Annotated in this window: 21 protein-coding genes and 1 riboswitch; of the genes, 4 read left to right on the plus strand and 17 right to left on the minus strand. The window is 72.3% G+C overall.

Features of this window, described 5'->3' with window-relative positions; genetic code table 11:
• Complete coding sequence (pheS, locus tag EXE57_RS02775) at window positions 1-1,098, minus strand: phenylalanine--tRNA ligase subunit alpha (protein ID WP_135073800.1); 1,098 nt, start codon at window positions 1,096-1,098, stop codon at window positions 1-3.
• A gap of 69 nt (window positions 1,099-1,167) precedes the next feature.
• On the opposite strand from pheS, the gene EXE57_RS02780 reads away from it, so the two are divergent.
• Complete coding sequence (locus EXE57_RS02780) at window positions 1,168-1,974, plus strand: DUF817 domain-containing protein (protein ID WP_135073802.1); 807 nt, start codon at window positions 1,168-1,170, stop codon at window positions 1,972-1,974.
• Between the two features lie 106 nt (window positions 1,975-2,080).
• Here the strand turns inward: EXE57_RS02780 and EXE57_RS02785 are convergent, their stop codons facing one another.
• The 6 genes from EXE57_RS02785 to EXE57_RS02810 form a co-directional block, all read right to left on the minus strand.
• Window positions 2,081-3,166, minus strand: coding sequence for a sensor histidine kinase (locus EXE57_RS02785; RefSeq protein WP_244246964.1), 1,086 nt, complete (start codon window positions 3,164-3,166; stop codon window positions 2,081-2,083).
• Between the two features lie 22 nt (window positions 3,167-3,188).
• Complete coding sequence (locus EXE57_RS02790) at window positions 3,189-3,989, minus strand: TrmH family RNA methyltransferase (protein ID WP_135073804.1); 801 nt, start codon at window positions 3,987-3,989, stop codon at window positions 3,189-3,191.
• A 3-nt stretch (window positions 3,990-3,992) separates the two neighbouring features.
• Window positions 3,993-4,376, minus strand: a complete 384-nt coding sequence (gene rplT, locus EXE57_RS02795; RefSeq protein WP_135073806.1) for a 50S ribosomal protein L20 — start codon at window positions 4,374-4,376, stop codon at window positions 3,993-3,995.
• Between the two features lie 63 nt (window positions 4,377-4,439).
• The gene (gene rpmI, locus EXE57_RS02800; protein WP_135073808.1) at window positions 4,440-4,634 is read right to left on the minus strand and encodes a 50S ribosomal protein L35; all 195 of its coding nucleotides are present in this window, start codon (window positions 4,632-4,634) and stop codon (window positions 4,440-4,442) included.
• 59 nt (window positions 4,635-4,693) lie between these two features.
• The gene (infC, locus tag EXE57_RS02805; protein ID WP_135073811.1) at window positions 4,694-5,386 is read right to left on the minus strand and encodes a translation initiation factor IF-3; all 693 of its coding nucleotides are present in this window, start codon (window positions 5,384-5,386) and stop codon (window positions 4,694-4,696) included.
• 295 nt (window positions 5,387-5,681) lie between these two features.
• Entirely contained in the window at window positions 5,682-6,194 is a 513-nt protein-coding gene (locus EXE57_RS02810) for an SseB family protein (protein WP_135073813.1), read from the minus strand.
• 56 nt (window positions 6,195-6,250) lie between these two features.
• Between EXE57_RS02810 and EXE57_RS19900 the strand changes: the two genes are divergently transcribed.
• Both EXE57_RS19900 and EXE57_RS02820 read left to right on the plus strand, forming a co-directional pair.
• Window positions 6,251-6,700, plus strand: coding sequence for a cellulose synthase (locus tag EXE57_RS19900; protein ID WP_135073815.1), 450 nt, complete (start codon window positions 6,251-6,253; stop codon window positions 6,698-6,700).
• 5 nt (window positions 6,701-6,705) lie between these two features.
• The gene (locus EXE57_RS02820; RefSeq protein ID WP_135073817.1) at window positions 6,706-7,920 is read left to right on the plus strand and encodes an amino acid deaminase/aldolase; all 1,215 of its coding nucleotides are present in this window, start codon (window positions 6,706-6,708) and stop codon (window positions 7,918-7,920) included.
• A gap of 4 nt (window positions 7,921-7,924) precedes the next feature.
• On the opposite strand, the gene EXE57_RS02825 is transcribed toward EXE57_RS02820, so the two are convergent.
• On the minus strand, window positions 7,925-8,326 hold the full coding sequence (locus EXE57_RS02825; protein WP_135073819.1) for a hypothetical protein: 402 nt from the start codon (window positions 8,324-8,326) through the stop codon (window positions 7,925-7,927).
• Between the two features lie 137 nt (window positions 8,327-8,463).
• Here EXE57_RS02825 and EXE57_RS02830 point away from each other — a divergent pair, with 137 nt between their 5' ends.
• Window positions 8,464-9,045 carry a uridine kinase family protein gene (locus tag EXE57_RS02830; protein WP_135073821.1) on the plus strand — a complete coding sequence of 194 codons (582 nt, stop codon included), beginning with the start codon at window positions 8,464-8,466 and terminating at the stop codon, window positions 9,043-9,045.
• Here EXE57_RS02830 and EXE57_RS02835 read toward each other — a convergent pair.
• The 9 genes from EXE57_RS02835 to ligD form a co-directional block, all read right to left on the minus strand.
• Window positions 9,026-9,475 (minus strand): PH domain-containing protein, encoded by a 450-nt coding sequence (locus tag EXE57_RS02835; protein WP_135073823.1) that lies wholly within the window; start codon window positions 9,473-9,475, stop codon window positions 9,026-9,028. The two genes, EXE57_RS02830 and EXE57_RS02835, sit on opposite strands and share 20 nt — an antisense overlap.
• The gene (hisG, locus tag EXE57_RS02840) at window positions 9,459-10,325 is read right to left on the minus strand and encodes an ATP phosphoribosyltransferase (protein ID WP_208542944.1); all 867 of its coding nucleotides are present in this window, start codon (window positions 10,323-10,325) and stop codon (window positions 9,459-9,461) included. The genes EXE57_RS02835 and hisG overlap by 17 nt, the downstream gene beginning before the upstream one ends.
• Window positions 10,326-10,334: 9 nt before the next feature.
• Window positions 10,335-10,598 (minus strand): phosphoribosyl-ATP diphosphatase, encoded by a 264-nt coding sequence (locus EXE57_RS02845; RefSeq protein ID WP_135073825.1) that lies wholly within the window; start codon window positions 10,596-10,598, stop codon window positions 10,335-10,337.
• A gap of 11 nt (window positions 10,599-10,609) precedes the next feature.
• Window positions 10,610-11,095 (minus strand): 6,7-dimethyl-8-ribityllumazine synthase, encoded by a 486-nt coding sequence (gene ribH, locus EXE57_RS02850; RefSeq protein WP_135073827.1) that lies wholly within the window; start codon window positions 11,093-11,095, stop codon window positions 10,610-10,612.
• Window positions 11,092-12,327, minus strand: a complete 1,236-nt coding sequence (locus EXE57_RS02855) for a bifunctional 3,4-dihydroxy-2-butanone-4-phosphate synthase/GTP cyclohydrolase II (protein ID WP_135073829.1) — start codon at window positions 12,325-12,327, stop codon at window positions 11,092-11,094. The genes ribH and EXE57_RS02855 overlap by 4 nt, the downstream gene beginning before the upstream one ends.
• Window positions 12,324-12,923 (minus strand): riboflavin synthase, encoded by a 600-nt coding sequence (locus EXE57_RS02860; RefSeq protein ID WP_135073831.1) that lies wholly within the window; start codon window positions 12,921-12,923, stop codon window positions 12,324-12,326. Before EXE57_RS02860 ends, EXE57_RS02855 begins: the two co-directional genes overlap by 4 nt.
• Window position 12,924: 1 nt before the next feature.
• Window positions 12,925-13,959 (minus strand): bifunctional diaminohydroxyphosphoribosylaminopyrimidine deaminase/5-amino-6-(5-phosphoribosylamino)uracil reductase RibD, encoded by a 1,035-nt coding sequence (gene ribD / locus EXE57_RS02865; RefSeq protein WP_244246965.1) that lies wholly within the window; start codon window positions 13,957-13,959, stop codon window positions 12,925-12,927.
• An 81-nt stretch (window positions 13,960-14,040) separates the two neighbouring features.
• Window positions 14,041-14,171, minus strand: a riboswitch (FMN riboswitch).
• Window positions 14,172-14,276: 105 nt separating this feature from the next.
• On the minus strand, window positions 14,277-14,936 hold the full coding sequence (gene rpe / locus EXE57_RS02870; protein WP_135073833.1) for a ribulose-phosphate 3-epimerase: 660 nt from the start codon (window positions 14,934-14,936) through the stop codon (window positions 14,277-14,279).
• Window positions 14,937-14,946: 10 nt separating this feature from the next.
• A complete protein-coding gene (ligD, locus tag EXE57_RS02875; protein ID WP_135073835.1) occupies window positions 14,947-15,909 on the minus strand; it encodes a non-homologous end-joining DNA ligase in 963 nt (320 codons plus the stop codon).
• Window positions 15,910-16,027: the final 118 nt, after the last annotated feature.

Below are 16,027 nucleotides of genomic sequence, written 5' to 3' on the forward strand. Positions count from 1 at the left end.
TCAGATCTCCGTTCCGAAGGAGGACGAGAAGCGGACGTCGCCCTCGAAGAAGTCGCGCAGGTCGGCGGCACCGGTGCGGAACATCAGCGTCCGGTCGATGCCCATCCCGAAGGCGAAGCCGGTGTAGCGCTCGCTGTCGATGCCGCAGGCGGTCAGGACGCGGGGGTTCACGACGCCGCAGCCGCCCCACTCGATCCAGCCCTCCCCCTTGCAGGTGCGGCACGCCGCGGAGTCGACGCCCCGGCACACGAAGCAGCGCAGGTCGACCTCGGCGGACGGCTCGGTGAAGGGGAAGTACGACGGCCGGAACCGGGTCGCGATGCCCTCGCCGAACATCCGCCCGGCGAAGTGGTCGAGCGATCCCTTGAGGTGGGCCATGGTGATGCCCTCGTCGACGACGAGTCCCTCGACCTGGTGGAACATCGGGCTGTGGGTCGCGTCGTACTCGTCGGTCCGGAACACGCGGCCCGGGCAGACCACGTAGATCGGCGGAGCCTGGGTGAGCATGGTGCGCGCCTGCACCGGTGAGGTGTGGGTGCGCAGCACGAGGTGGTGGTCGGCCGGCTCGGCCCAGAAGGTGTCCTGCATGGTGCGGGCGGGGTGGTCGGCGCCGAGGTTGAGGGCGTCGAAGTTGAGCCACTCGGCCTCGACGACCGGACCCTCCGCGACCTCCCAGCCCATGGCGACGAAGATGTCCTCGATCAGCTCGGCGCCGGTGGTCAGCGGGTGCCGCGAGCCGCGGGGCGCCCGGTCGACCGGCAGCGTCACGTCGACGGCCTCCTCGACCAGCATCCGCTCCTCGTGCTCGGCCTCCAGCGCCGCGGTCCGGGCGGCCAGCGCCTGGTTGACCGCTCCCCGCGCCTGACCGACCCGCTGCCCTGCCTCCTTGCGTCCCTGCGGGGGCAGCGCGCCGATCTCGCGGTTGGCCAGCGCGAGCGGCGACCGGTCCCCTGCGTGCTCGAGGCGTACCTGCTTGAGCGCTGCGAGGTCCCCGGCGGCCTCGATCGCGGCGAGGGCCGCGTCGCGCATCGCGACGACGTTCTCCTCGTCCAGCGGCGTGACCTGCACGGGGTCGTAGTCGGTGTTGGGTCCGGACATGGGTGGCAGTCTAGGAAGCGACGGCGCCCCGGCACGAACCGGATGTCGTGCCGGGCTACGCTCCGCCGGATGTCGGCCACCCGGTTCACCGAGCAGCTGCTGCGGTTCGCGTGGCTCGAGGCGCGATCGTGCGTCTTCGCGGCCGGCGTGTTCACGGGGCTCGCGATCGCCTGGCTCGTGCCGCTGCCGGTCGCCGACTACGACTTCCTGCTGGTCTGGTGCGTCGCTCTGACGCTCGGCTTCTGGGCGCTCGGACTGGAGTCCTGGCGCGAGGTCCTCGTCATCCTGGCCTTCCACCTGCTCGGCCTGGGGCTGGAGGTCTTCAAGGTCAGCCAGGGCTCGTGGTCCTACCCGGGGGACGGCGTCCTCGTCGTCGCCGGCGTCCCGCTCTTCTCCGGCTTCATGTACGCCGCCGTCGGGTCCTACATCTGCCAGGCCTGGCGCAACCTGGACCTGCGGGTGTCGCACTACGCGCCGGTGCCGACCACCGTGGTCGCCGTCGGCATCTACGCCAACTTCTTCACCCACCACTACTGGTGGGACCTGCGGCTGGTGCTCGCCGCCGCCATGCTGCTGGTGCTGCGCCGCTGCCGGGTGCACTACACGGTCGGGGACGCGCGCTACCGCATGCCGTTGCCGCTCGCGTTCCTGCTCATCGGGCTGTTCCTCTGGCTGGCGGAGAACGTCGCCACCTTCCTCGGCGCCTGGACCTACCCTGGCCAGGTCGAGGTGTGGGAGGCGGTGCACACCTCCAAGATCGGGTCGTGGGCACTGCTGGTGTCGATGAGCTTCGTGCTGGTCGCGACCGTCAAGTCACGCGAGGGCCGGCTCTACCACGTACCCGGGCGACCGGACGCCCCGCCGGTGACCCGCTGACCGTGACGCCCGGACCGAGCCTCGTCCGCGAGTCTCCGGGTTCGTCACGGTTGCTGCGGGCACGAGGCCCCGGTTGGCACGACCCACCGACCGCGCTCGCCCTGGGTCAGCCCGGCGCCTGCGCGGCCGGCCAGTCCACGACCACCCGCGCTCCCCCGCCGTCGGCGTCGCCGATCGTGACGCTGCCGCCGTGGGCCCGGGTCAGGCCGTTGACGAGGTACATGCCGAGACCGGACCCGCCGCGGACCCCGCTGGTCCAGAACTTGGTGAAGACCCGGCGCCGCATCTCCTCCGGGATCCCCCCGCCCTCGTCCTCGACGACCAGGCGTACGCCGTCGTGGTCGGCGTCCGGGCCGAGCGGCTCGAGGGTGACCGACACCGTCCCCGAGCCGTGGCGGACCGCGTTCTCGACGAGGTTGGTGACCACCTGGGTGAACTTGTCGGGGTCGGCCGCCACCGGCGGCAGGTCCGGGGCCGCGTCGAGCTCGATCGGGCGGGCGGTCCCGGCGCGCACCGACTCCACGACCCGGCCCACGAGCACGTGGGCGTCGCTGGGGCGCTGGTGGAGCGAGAGCCGTCCGGTGTCGATTCGGGCGACGTCGAGCAGCTCGGTGATCAGCCTGCTCAGCCGGTCGGAGTCGGCGTGGACGGTCGTGAGCATCAGCTTCTTCTGGTCGTCGCTGAGCTTGTCCCAGCGGTTGAGCATCGCCTGCACGAAACCCTTCACGCCGGTCAGCGGCGAGCGCAGCTCGTGGGCGAGCGTGGCGACCAGGTCGGAGCGGTCGCGGTCGAGCCGCGCGCGTCCACGGCCGCTGCGGATGCTGACGGCGAGGCCGTTGATCTCACCGCTCGCCTCGTCGCGGAGCAGCTTGGCGGTGGTCAGCACCTCCTCGCCCCTGGGCGTCAGCCAGCTCTGCTCGGGCACGCCCCGGCGGATCGAGAAGCGGGCGAAGGGCTGGTTGACCTCCAGCCACGACCGGCTGTCGTTGTCCTGCAGCCGCAGCACGTCGGCCAGCGGCGCCCCGACGGCGTCGTCGACGTGGACGTCCAGCATCCGCGCGGCCTGCTCGTTGAGCATCGTGACCACGCCGTCCGAGGTGGCGCCGAGGATGCCGTCCGGATAGGCGTCGGCCAGCTGGCGCAGCCGTCCCCTCGACCGGTCGATGCGGCTGGTCACAGGCGGCGAGGGCACGCCGCCACCCTAAGCCGTGCCGCTAGCCACGCACGCGCGCCGTTGCGTACAGGCAGACCGCGGCCGCGGTGGCCAGGTTGAGGCTCTCGGCGCGCCCGGGGATGGGGATGGCGACGCGGTGGTCGGCGAGGGCGGCCAGCTCAGCCGGGAGGCCCCACGCCTCGTTCCCGAACAGCCAGGCGACGGGACCTCGCAGGAGCTCGTCGGCGTCGAACAGGTCGACCTCGCCGACCCCGTCCGCGGCCAGCACGGTCATCCCCGCGCCCCGGGCCTGCCCGACCACCTCGGCGGGGTCCGCGGCGACGGCCAGCGGCAGGTGGAAGATGCTGCCGACGCTGGCCCGGACGGTCTTGGCGTTGTAGGCGTCGACCGAGTGGCCGGCCAGCACCACGCCGCCGGCGCCCACGGCGTCGGCCGTACGGATGACGGTGCCGGCGTTGCCCGGGTCACGGACGTCGGCGCACAGCACGGCCAGGTCGAGGCCGTCGAGCACGTGGGCGGCCGGACGGTCGAGGAAGCGGCACACGGCGACCACGCCCGCAGGCGTCACGCTCTCGCTCAGCGCTGCGAGCGCCTTGTCGACGACCGGCGTCCAGACGGCGCCGGCCGCCTCGGCCTCGGCGCGCAGGGTCGCGAGCTCGTCGGTGGCAGCCGCGGTGGCGAAGACCTCGACCACGCACCCGGGCACGGACAGCGCGCCCTCGACGGCCTTCGGGCCGTCGGCGAGGAACAGCCGCCGCTCGGTTCGTTCCGGGCGGCGGCTGAGCCTGCGTGCCTCCTTGACCCGAGCATTGCTCGCGGCCAGGGGCTGGTGCTGCGTCAAGCCTCAGGAGGCCTTGGGCGCGTTGACGTCCTCGGGCAGCGCGGCCCGGGCGGTCTCGACGAGGGCGTTGAACGCGGCCACGTCGTTGACGGCGAGGTCGGCGAGGATCTTGCGGTCCACCTCGACACCAGCGAGGTTGAGGCCCTGGATGAAGCGGTTGTAGGTCATGCCCTGGGCACGCGCGGCCGCGTTGATCCGCTGGATCCACAGGCGACGGAAGTTGCCCTTGTTCTTGCGGCGGTCGTTGTAGCTGTAGACCAGCGAGTGGGTGACCTGCTCCTTGGCCTTGCGGTAGAGGCGCGAGCGCTGACCGCGGTAGCCCGAGGCCCGGTCGAGGGTGGTACGGCGCTTCTTGTGGGCGTTCACTGCGCGCTTGACGCGTGCCATGTCGTTACTCCTTGCTCAAAACTGTTCGTGGCCGGGTCCGACCACCGGTGGGGGTTGGTCGGGTCAGCGACCCAGCAGCTTGCGGGCGCGCTTGACGTCGGCCTTGGCGACCTCGGTGGTCCCGGACATGCGGCGCGTCATCTTCGACGGCTTCTTCTCCAGGTTGTGGCGCAGGCCCGCCTTCTGGCGACGGATCTTGCCGGACCCGGTCACGCGGAAGCGCTTGCTGGCACCGGAGTGCGTCTTGTTCTTGGGCATGTGCCTTCTCTCTCTCGTCGTGCGGTCGTACGCGACCGGTGGTGCCGGTCGCCCGGGTCTCAGGCCTCGATCTCGGGGTCGAGGTTCTCGGAGCGACCCCGCTCCTTCTTGCCACCGGGCCGGTGGGCCGCGCGGAACTCGGCCTCCTCGGCCTCCGACGCGGCGCGCTCGGCGGCGCGGCTCTCCTTCTCCACGCGCGCCTCCGCCTTGGCGTCGGCCTTCTTGCGGTGGGGGCCGAGCACCATGGTCATGTTGCGGCCGTCCTGCTTGGGCGAGCTCTCGACGAAGCCCAGCTCCGTGACGTCCTCGGCGAGGCGCTGGAGCAGGCGGAAGCCCAGCTCGGGGCGGTGCTGCTCGCGACCACGGAACATGATCGTGATCTTGACCTTGTCCCCGGCCTTGAGGAACCGCACGACGTGACCCTTCTTGGTCTCGTAGTCGTGCTTGTCGATCTTGGGCCGGAGCTTCATCTCCTTGATGACCACGTTGGTCTGGTTCCGACGTGCCTCACGGGCCTTCTGGGCGTTCTCGTACTTGAACTTCCCGTAGTCCATGAGCTTGCAGACGGGCGGGCGGGCCATCGGGGCCACCTCGACGAGGTCGAGGTCAGCCTCCTGCGCCAGCTTGAGCGCCTGGTCGGTCGGCACGATCCCCACGGTCTCCCCGTTGGGACCCACGAGCCGGACCTCGGGTACCCGGATCCGGTCGTTGATGCGCAGCTCGGTGCTGATGTGTCCTCCAGTTTTCTCCACGTCCGGGAGTCACTGCGCCACCTCCGGCACCCGACTGGCTCATCGGCTCCGAAATCAACGAAGGCTCCCGCTGAACAACAAGCGGAAGCCAGTCGCGGCACCTCGCCCACGGCGGGGTGTCCTCGGGGGCCACGACGGCGGACCGGCGTGACATCCGATGACCGGACCCGACGACCTGGTGCGGTCGATGCGGGTGGGAGACGTGATGCTGCTGGTCTCCGCTTGCAGGATCTGTTCCTCGCACCCGAGGATCCGGGCACGGCGAACTGATCGGTCAACGCAGAACTCTAGCGGCTCATTCCCCCGCCGGTCGAATCCACCCCGCACGCTCCCCCACCCGGGCCAGCTCCCAGCCCGAGGCCAGCGCCCGCAGGTCGTCGCCCTCTACCGCGACGCGGACCGGGCCTGCGACATCGAGGACCAGGGCGTCGGCGCCCTCCTGCACCGCTGCCTGGGCTGCGAGCCGCGTCGTCACGGGGACGGGGCGCGCGTCGGCGTCCCACACGGCCAGCGAGGCGAGGCCGGTGAAGGCCAGCAGTCCCCGCCGGCCGTCCGGGCGGGCCATCAGCACGGCCGCCATGTCGCTGGACTTGTCGTGGGCGAGCCCCTGCTCGTCGAGCTCCACCTCGCCGAGGACCGCCACCACCGGCACCAGGACCCGGCAGTCCTGCAGGGCCATGAGGAGGTCGACGTACGTGCCCGGGTCGGCGGCGTAGGCCGTGAGCGCCTGCGCCAGCGCGGGGTCGGCGGCACCGTCGTCGCCGGAGAACCCGGGGTCGGGGATGCGGGCGCCCTCGAAGTCCGACATGCCACGGATCCTCCCACCTGGACGACGACCCACCACGGATGTGCCACGCTGAACCCGTGGACGAGGTGACCTGGGCCGCACTCACCGCGGTGCTGACCGCCATCGGTGCGGCATGGACCTTCTACGCGTTCCGCAACCGCGGTGCCGCCTCCGGGCTGCGCGGAGCCGGACTCACGCTGCTCCCCCCGGCCGCCTGGATGACCGGGACGATGGAGATGTTCACCGAGATCGGCAGCTCGGTCGTCGACTGGGCCACCAGCATCGTGTTCAGCCCAGTCGTGTGGGCGGGCATCGTCCTGGCCGGGATCTCCGTGGTGCTCCTCGGGACCTCTGCCGCCCTGCGCGAGCGGGCGGCCGGCGGGGCGAAGGAGCCCGGCAGCGGCGAGGTCCGCGGCCGGAAGGGCTCAGGCGAGCTCCCGCCGTCGAAGGGCACCAAGGGCGAGCCGGTCATCGACGACGACCTCGCCGACATCGAGGCGATCCTGAAGCGCCGCGGGATCACCTGAGCGCCATGCCCCCACCATCCCAGGAGCGCGGCCGGCTGGCGCGCCGTCTGGCCGCTGCCCTGGCGAAGTCCGGCCCCCTCCCGACCCCGCTGATGGCGGTCGACCTCGAGGCCTTCGACGCCAACGCCGACGACCTGGCCCGCCGGGCGGCCGGCACCCCCATCCGGGTGGCGTCCAAGTCGGTCCGGGTCCCTGCCCTGCTCCGGCGCGTGCTGCGCCACGACGCCTTCTCCGGGGTGCTCACCTTCGCCCTCCGTGAGGCCCTCTGGCTGCACGAGCACGGCCTCAGCGACGACCTGCTGATGGCCTACCCGACCGTCGACCGGACCGCGCTGGGCGAGCTGGTGGCCTCGCCGGCCGCGGCCGCGGCGATCACGCTCATGATCGACGACGTCGCCCACCTCGACGTCGTCGACTCCGTACGCCGGTCGCTGGCCGTCCCGGTCCGGGTCGCGATCGACGTCGACGCCGGGCTGCGGGTCGGCGGCCAGCACGTCGGTCCCAAGCGCTCGCCCCTGCACGACCCGGAGGACGTGGTCGCCCTGGCCCGGGCCGTGATGCAGCGCCGGGGCTTCAGGCTGGTCGGCGTGATGACCTACGAGGGCCAGGTCGCCGGGTTGCAGGACGTCGTCCCGTCCCAGAAGGTCCGGTCGCTGGTGGTGCGCGGCCTCAAGCAGGCCTCGCAGTCGCAGCTGCAGGTCCGGCGCCGTGAGGTCGCCGAGGCGCTCGCCCGCGAGGTCGAGCTCGAGCTCTGGAACGCCGGCGGGTCGGGATCGGTCGAGACCACCGCCGCCGACCCGGTCGTCACGGAGGTGGCCGCCGGCTCCGGGCTGCTGGTGCCGACGCTGTTCGACCACTACCGCTCCTTCGAGCCCCGGCCGGCGGCGTTCTTCGCGCTGCCGGTCGTGCGTCGGCCCTCGCCCCAGGTCGCGACCGTCCACGGCGGCGGCCTCGTCGCCTCGGGCCCGGCGGGCCGCGACCGGCTGCCGACGCCGTGGCTGCCCCCGGGCCTGCACCTCACCGGTCTCGAGGGCGCCGGCGAGGTGCAGACGCCGCTGACGGGACCGGGCGCCGCACACCTGCGGATCGGCGACCTGGTGTGGTTCCGACACGCCAAGTCAGGGGAGGTCTTCGAGCACACCCGGACCGTTCACCTGCTCGAGGGCGACGCGTTCGTCGACCAGGTCGAGACCTACCGCGGCCTCGACCTGGCCTTCTGATCCGTCAGCCCCGGAAGGTCCGGATGCAGACCCGCTCGGAGTACGACGTGCGGAACCCGTTGCTGGCGTTGACCTTCACCCGGTAGCAGACCGTGCCGACGCGCCGCAGCGGCTTGATCCGCTGGCGGTAGCGGCTGGTGGCGCTGGTCTCGAAGCGGAAGTCGTCACGCCACCGGGACTGGCTGCGGAGCTTGCGCTGCATGATCGCGCCGCGCTCGGCGTACTGCGGGATGACCTTCCCCTTGGCGAAGAACCGACCCGGGTTGGGCTCGATGCCCTTGATGGTGACGGTGCGGGTCTCCTGGGGCTCCTGGGTCCCGGCATCGGCGGTCGAGACGGCGGTCAGCGGTGCGGCGAGCGCGAGGACGGCAGCGGCAGCGGCCAGGCGCGTGCGGTGGGCGAGCATGGGGTGGGTCCCTCCTGAGGACTCGGGTGACAGGACGACGGCGCCACCGCTCGACGGGGACTGGGCTCGCACCGGAGCGCCGAGTCTAGGTCGCCGGCCGCGGCCGCGTCCGGCATCTCGGCCCTATCCTGATCGGCATGTCGCACGAGGCCGGAGCGACCGCGCGCGCGGTCGTCGACCTGGCGCTGGGCCGTCCGCCGACCCTGGGCCGCGGGCGGCTGGTGTGCGTCGACGGGCCTGCCGGCTCGGGCAAGACCACCCTCGCGCGCCGGGTCGCCGGTCTGCTCCCCGACGCGCGGCTGCTGCACGTCGACGACCTGCTCGAGGGCTGGCGGGGCCTGCCGGGGCTGGCGGGCAGCATCGATGCGCTGCTTCGGCCGCTGGCCAGGGACGAGACCGGGCGCTGGCGCCGTTGGGACTGGTACGCCGACGGCTGGGGCGACTGGCAGGAGGTCACGCCGGGCGGGCTGCTGGTGCTCGACGGCGTCGGCAGCGGCTCACCGGCGTACGCCGACCTCACGACCGTGCTGGTGTGGGTGGAGGCCCCGGACGACGTCCGGCTCGAGCGTTGGCGGGTCCGTGACGGGGAGGCGATGCTCCCCCACCAGGAGCGCTGGCTGCGTGACGAGGCAGCGCAGCACGACGGCGACCGCACCCGGGAGCGCGCCGACCTGCTCGTCGACGCGGACGGTCGGCTGCTCAGCCGGCCGGGTGGCTGAGCAGCAGCCGGAGCTCTGCCACGGCCCGGTGTGCCCGGGCGCCGTCGGAGCCCTGGATGCCCATCGCCGGCTGGCTGGTGCCGTCGGCGAGGTCCAGGGTCGCCCACGGGGCGCCAGGCGGCAGGTGGACGGCGAGCACCTCGGCCCACTCGTACTCCCGGCGGCGGTAGCCGTTGACGACGACCAGCCGCTCGGTCTCGGCGACCACGCGGGAGCGCGCGAGGGCATGGCCGGCCGAGAAGAACATCAGCCCGAGGGCGACCAGGGTGCCGCGCTGGAAGGGCGTGAAGCGAGCCCGCACCTCGGCGTCGAAGCTGAACCACGCGACCGCGCAGACGACCAGCAGCATGCCTCCGAAGAGGATGCCGGCCATGCGGACGCCCAGTGGTCGCCACGTGTGGGGCAGTGCGGGCTCAGAGACGGCAGGCATGGATGTCGGTGAGGAGGATGCCGCGGGCGCCGATCTCGTAGAGCTCGTCCATCAGCCGCTGCGAGCCGTTGCGCGGCACCATCGCGCGGACGGCGACCCAGCCCTCGCGGTGCAGCGGGGAGACGGTCGGGCTCTCGATGCCGGGCGTGAGGCCGACGGCCTGGGAGACGCGCGAGGACGGGATGTCGTAGTCCATCATCACGTAGGTCCGCGCCACCAGGACGCCCTCGAGGCGACGGCAGAAGACCTCGAAGCCGGCCGGCGCCTCGCCACCGCGGGTGACCAGCACCGCCTCGGAGTCGAGGATCACCTCGCCGAACGTGGCCAGACCGGCCGCCTTCAGCGTGCTGCCGGTCTCGACCACGTCGGCGATGACGTCGGCCACGCCCAGCTGGATGCTGGTCTCGACCGCGCCGTCGAGCCGGGTGACGCTCGCGTCGATCCCCCGCTGCTGGAGGAAGTCACGGACGATGCCGGTGTAGGACGTGGCGATCCGCTTGCCGGCGAGGTCGTCGAGACCCGCGTAGCGGCCGGCCGGGCCGGCGAAGTGGAAGCGGCTGCCGCCGAAGCCGAGCTCCATGACCTCGTCGGCCTTGGCCCCGGAGTCGAGCAGCAGGTCGCGGCCGGTGATGCCGACGTCGAGGGTGCCCTCGCCGACGTACAGCGCGATGTCGCGCGGGCGGAGGTAGAAGAACTCCACGCCGTTCTCGGCGTCGAGGAGGGTCAGCTCCTTGGAGTCGTGGCGCTGCCGGTAGCCCGACTCGCGCAGCATCTCCGAGGCCGACTGGGAGAGCGAGCCCTTGTTCGGGACCGCGACCCGCAGCAGCGGGTCGGTGGGGGTGGCGGTCATGTCAGGTCCTCAGAGGTGTGCGTAGACGTCGTCGAGGGTCAGGTCGCAGGCGAGCATGAGCACCTGCGCGTGGTAGAGCAGCTGGCTGATCTCCTCGGCCGCCCGCTCGGGGGTCTCGTGCTCGGCCGCCATCCAGGACTCGGCGGCCTCCTCGACCAGCTTCTTCCCGATGGCATGCACCCCGGCGTCGAGCTGCCGGACGGTGCCCGAGCCCTCCGGTCGTGTCTCGGCCTTCCCGGACAGCTCGGTCCACAGCTCCTCGAACGTCTTCACGTGCCGAAAGCCTAGACGTAGCCTCGCTTGACCGCCTTGAGGGTGGCCGCCGTGGACAGCGCGGCCGCCGTGGCCTCGTAGCCCTTGTCCTCGCGGGACTGCAGGTAGCCGGCCCGGTCGAGGGCCTGCTCCTCGGTGTCGCAGGTGAGCAGGCCGAAGCCGACGGCCGTCTGGTGGTCCAGCGCGACCCGCGCGAGCCCGTCGCTCGTCGCGCTGCACACGTAGTCGAAGTGCGGGGTGTCGCCCCGGATGACGGCGCCGAGCGCGATCACCGCGTCGTAGCCCTGCGCGGCCAGCGCCTGCGCCATCACGGGCAGCTCGAAGGCGCCCGGGACGCGGACGAGCGAGGCCGCCTCCACCTGGTGGTCGCGGCAGGCGCGCTGGGCACCGTCGACCAGCCCGTCCATGACGGTGTCGTGCCAGCTCGAGGCCACGATGGCGACCCGCAGCTCGTGGCAGTCGAACGGCTTCTGGTCGGGTGCTCCTGCAGTGCTCACGGGGTGGTTCCTTCCATCAGGTCGGGAAGATCATGGCCCATCCGGTCACGCTTGGTGAGCAGATAGGCGAGGTTGTGGTCGTTGGGGCGGGGCGTCAGCGGCACCCGCTGCGCGACGGGGATGCCGAACTCCTCGAGGGAGGTGGACTTGTCGGGGTTGTTGGTGAGCAGCCGGACGCTGCCCACCCCGAGGTCGCGCAGGATCTGGGTGGCCGCCCCGTAGTGACGGGCGTCGGCAGGGAGCCCGAGGTCCAGGTTGGCGTCGACGGTGTCCCGCCCGCCGTCCTGGAGGGCGTACGCCTGCAGCTTCGCGACCAGGCCGATCCCCCTGCCCTCGTGCCCGCGGAGGTAGATGACGACGCCGCGGCCCTCGGTCACGATGCGCTCGAGCGCCTCCTCGAGCTGCGGCCCGCAGTCGCAGCGCCGGCTGCCGAAGACGTCGCCTGTGAGGCACTCGGAGTGGACGCGGGTCAGGACCGGCTCGTCGCCGGACAGGTCGCCGTGGACGAGCGCGATGTGCTCCCCGTCGTCGACGGAGATCGTGTAGCCGTACGCCGTGAAGTCGCCGAACCGCGTCGGCAGCCGGGTCTCCGCGACCCGTTCCACCAGCACCTCGTGGCGCCGGCGGTGGCGGACCAGGTCGTCGATCGAGATCATCGCGAGACCGTGCTCGTCGGCGAACTCCCGCAGCTCGGGACCCCGCTTCATGGTCCCGTCGTCGTTGACCACCTCGACCAGCACGCCCGCCGGGGTCAGCCCGGCCAGCCGGGCCAGGTCGACGGCCGCCTCGGTGTGACCGCGGCGCACCAGCACGCCGCCCTCGCGGTAGCGCAGCGGGAAGACGTGGCCGGGGCGGGTGATCTCCCACGGCTCGGTCGCCGAGTCGGCCAGCACCCGGGCGGTGTGGGCTCGGTCGGCCGCGGAGATCCCGGTCGAGACGCCGTCCCGGGCGTCCACCGAGATGGTGTACGCGGTCCGCAGCTTGTCCTTGTTGTGCGGGGTCATCAGCGGGATCTCGAGCCGGTCGAGCATGTCGGCCGGCATCGGGACGCAGATGACACCGCTGGAGTGGCGGATCGTGAAGGCCATCAGCTCCGGCGTCGCCTTGCTGGCCGCGAAGATGATGTCGCCCTCGTTCTCGCGGTCCTCGTCGTCGACCACGACGACGGCCTTGCCGGCCGCGATGTCAGCGATCGCGCGCTCCACCGGGTCGAGGCGGATCCGGGTGCTCATGCGTCGTCCTTCCAGGTGAGCAGGCGCTCGACGTGCTTGGCGATCACGTCGGCCTCGAGGTTGACCCGGTCGCCGGGCGCCCGGCTCCCGAGGGTGGTGCGGGCGAGCGTCTCGGGGATCAGGCTGACCGTGAACAGGTCGCGGCCGGCCGTGACGACCGTGAGGCTGACGCCGTCGACGGTGATCGAGCCCTTGTCGACCAGGTAGCGCCCGAGGTCGTCGGGGAGGGAGATCTCGACGACCTCCCAGTGCTCGCTCGGCGTCCGGCCCAGGACCGTGCCGACGCCGTCGACGTGCCCCTGCACGACGTGGCCGCCCAGCCGCTTGTCGACGGTGACGGCCCGCTCGAGGTTGACCCGGTCGCCCGGGGCGGCGCCGCGGAGGGAGGTCTTGTCGAGGGTCTCCTGCATGACGTCGGCGCTCCAGCGGCTGCCGTCGTGCTCGACCACCGTCAGGCAGCAGCCGTTGACCGAGATCGAGTCGCCGGGGACGGTGCCCTCGAGCACGGTTCCCGCCTCGATGGTCAGCCGGACCGCGTCGCCCTGGTCCTCCACGCCGGCGACGGTGCCGAGCTCCTCGATGATGCCGGTGAACAACTCAGCTCCTCCTCATGGTCACGCGGACGTTGGTGTCCTCGCCGTCGTGCCCCTGCAGCACGTGCACGTCGGCCACGGGCAGGTGCACCGCGTCGGCGATGGTGGTGATGCCCAGGTCGGCGACCGCAGCTCGCCCCGCGCCGAGCAGCATGGGGGCGACGTAGGCGACGACCTCGTCGACGAGGTCGGCGGCCAGGAACGCCGCCGCCAGGGTCGGGCCGCCCTCGAGGAACACGTGCTGCCGACCGCGGGCGAAGAGCTCGTCGAGCACCTCGCGCGGGTCGTGGGTCCGCAGCTGGAGGGTCTCCGCGCGGTCGTTGAAGACCCGCCGGTCGGTCGGCAGGTCCCGCTCCCCCACCACCACGCGCAGCGGCTGGTGCGGGAGCGGCTCGTCGACCTCGTCGCGCACGGTGAGCTCGGGGTCGTCGACGGCGACCGTGTTGCTGCCGACGAGCATCACGTCGCACTCGCCGCGCAGCCGGTGGGTGTCGCGGCGGGCTGCTCGGCTGGACACCCAGCGGCTGGTCCCGTCCGCGGCCGCGCTGCGGCCGTCGAGGGTGGTGGCGAACTTCCAGGTCACGTAGGGACGCCCGTGCTCGACGGCGAACGTCCAGGCCCGGTTGAGTGCCCGGGCCTCCTCGGCCATCAGCCCGGACTCGACCTCGACGCCGGCGGCGCGCAGGGTGGCGGTGCCGCCCGCGGCGACGGGACTCGTGTCGCCCTGTGCGAAGACCACGCGCCGGATGCCGGCGTCGACGAGCGCCCGCGCGCACGGTCCGGTCCGGCCGGTGTGGTTGCAGGGCTCGAGGGTGACCACCGCGGTCGCGCCGCGGGCGTCCTCGCCGGCCGACCTCAGCGCGTCGACCTCGGCGTGGGCGGTGCCGGTCCCCCGGTGGAACCCCTCGCCGAGCGCGGCGCCGTCGGCGCCGAGGATCACGCACCCCACCCGCGGGTTGGGACCGGCCGGGACGCCGGGCGTCGCGGCCAGCTCGAGGGCACGGCGCATCGCCGCCTTCTCGGCGGGTGTGACGGTCATGGCGGCCTGCCCTCGCTCCGGTCGGTGCTCACGGGCTCCGGGGCAGGTCGTCGACGACGCCCCCGGTGGGCGGGGTCGTCGCTGCGTGCGTCTTCTCATCCGGACTATGACCGTCGGTCCAGGAGTTCCACCTGGTCAACCGGACGCTGGCTGCGTCCGGGTCGCGGACTGTGACCGCCGGTGCGGAGTTCCACCGCCCCCAGAGCACGCGAGCACTGTTCTCACAGTGGCTCTTGCAGTGACCAGCCTGCCACAGAGTCCCCGTGCCGGCTGCGTGAGGTCTCCCACACCCGTCCGAGGAGCCCGCAGGGTGGGCGTCAGCGAGCAGCCGCGGCGGCGTCTCGCAGCGCGGTGACCATCGCGTCCGGGTCGTCGGCGCTGTAGACCGCGGAGCCGGCGACGAAGGTGTCCGCCCCGGCCTGCGCGCAGCGCTCGATCGTCTCCAGGGAGATGCCGCCGTCGACCTGCAGCCAGGTCTCCACGCCGTGACGGTCCAGCAGCGCCCGCGCCCGCCTGATCTTGGGGAGCACCAGGTCCAGGAACTTCTGGCCGCCGAAGCCGGGCTCCACGGTCATCAGCAGCAACATGTCGAGCTCCGGGAGCAGGTCCTCGTACGGCTCGACCGGCGTGCCCGGCTTCAGGGCCATGCTCGCCCGGGCGCCGTGGCTGCGCAGCTCGCGGGCCAGCCGGACCGGGGCAGCCGCGGCCTCGACGTGGAAGGTCACCGAGCCGCAGCCCGCCTCGACGTAGGCCAGGGCCTCACGGTCGGGGTTCTCGATCATCAGGTGCGCGTCGAGCGGGACGTCGGTCGACCGGGACAGCGCCTCCACCATCGTCGGTCCGAAGGTGAGGTTCGGGACGAAGTGGTTGTCCATGACGTCCACGTGCACCCAGTCGGCACCGGGGATGCGCGCCACCTCCGCGCCCAGGGCGGCGAAGTCGGCGTTGAGGATGCTCGGCGTGATCTGGATGCCCACGGCCGCGATCCTAGGGTGCCGCCTCCGGGTCGGCAGGAGGTGCCGCCCCCTCGGCGGCATCCCGGTCCGCCCATTCCAGCAGCGGGGCGAGGTCGAAGACGTGCCCGTCGATGTCCCCGTGCAGGTCGCCGAGCTCGGCGTAGCGCTGCGGCACGGTGAAGATCGTGAAGTCGTGGGGGTCGCAGTCGGGGACCTCGTCCCAGCGGACCGGGGTCGAGACCCGGGCGTCCGGGAGCCCCCGGACGGAGTAGGCCGCCGCGATCGTGTGGTCCCGGGTGTTCTGGTTGTAGTCGACGAACAGGTGGTGCGGGTCGCGGTTCTTCTTCCACCACTCGGTCGTGACGTCCTCGGGAGCCCGCCGCTCGACCTCCCGGGCGAAGGCGTGCGCCGCCCGGCGTACGTCCTGGAAGCCGTGGTCGGGGTGGATGCGGACGTAGACGTGCAGCCCCTTGCTGCCGCTGGTCTTGGGGTAGCCGACCGCGCCGAGCTCGTCGAGCACCTCGTGGACGACGCCGGCGACGCGCTGCACCTGGGCGAAGTCGGACAGCGGCCCCGGGTCGAGGTCGATCCGCCACTCGTCGGGTGACTCGGTGTCCGCTCGCCGGCTGTTCCAGGGGTGGAACTCGACCGTCGACATCTGCACGGCCCAGATCACCGCCCCCAGCTCGGTCACGCACAGCTCGTCGGCCGTGCGGTTCCAGCGGGGGAAGTGCAGCCGGACCGTCTCCACCCAGGGCGGCGCACCCGCGGGAATCCGCTTCTGGTGCACCTTGTCGCCGGCCAGCCCCTTGGGGAACCGGTGCAGCATGCACGGTCTCTCGAAGAGCGCGTTGACGATGCCGTCGCCGACGGCGAGGTAGTACTCCACCAGGTCGAGCTTGGTTGCCCCTGACTCCGGGAAGTAGACGCGGTCGGGGTTGGTCACCTTGACGACGCGGTCGTCCACCTCGATCTCGGTGAAGGGAGAGGCCACTCCGGCAACCTAGCGAAGAGCCCAGCGAGGGAGGAAAACCTTTCGGCCCCGGCAGGCGTCTATCTTCGAGAGGGGGGTCGCCGACCCCGGGGAGCACGAGGGGGCACGCATGTCGCAC

This window comes from Nocardioides euryhalodurans (genome assembly GCF_004564375.1).
Classification (GTDB): domain Bacteria; phylum Actinomycetota; class Actinomycetes; order Propionibacteriales; family Nocardioidaceae; genus Nocardioides; species Nocardioides euryhalodurans.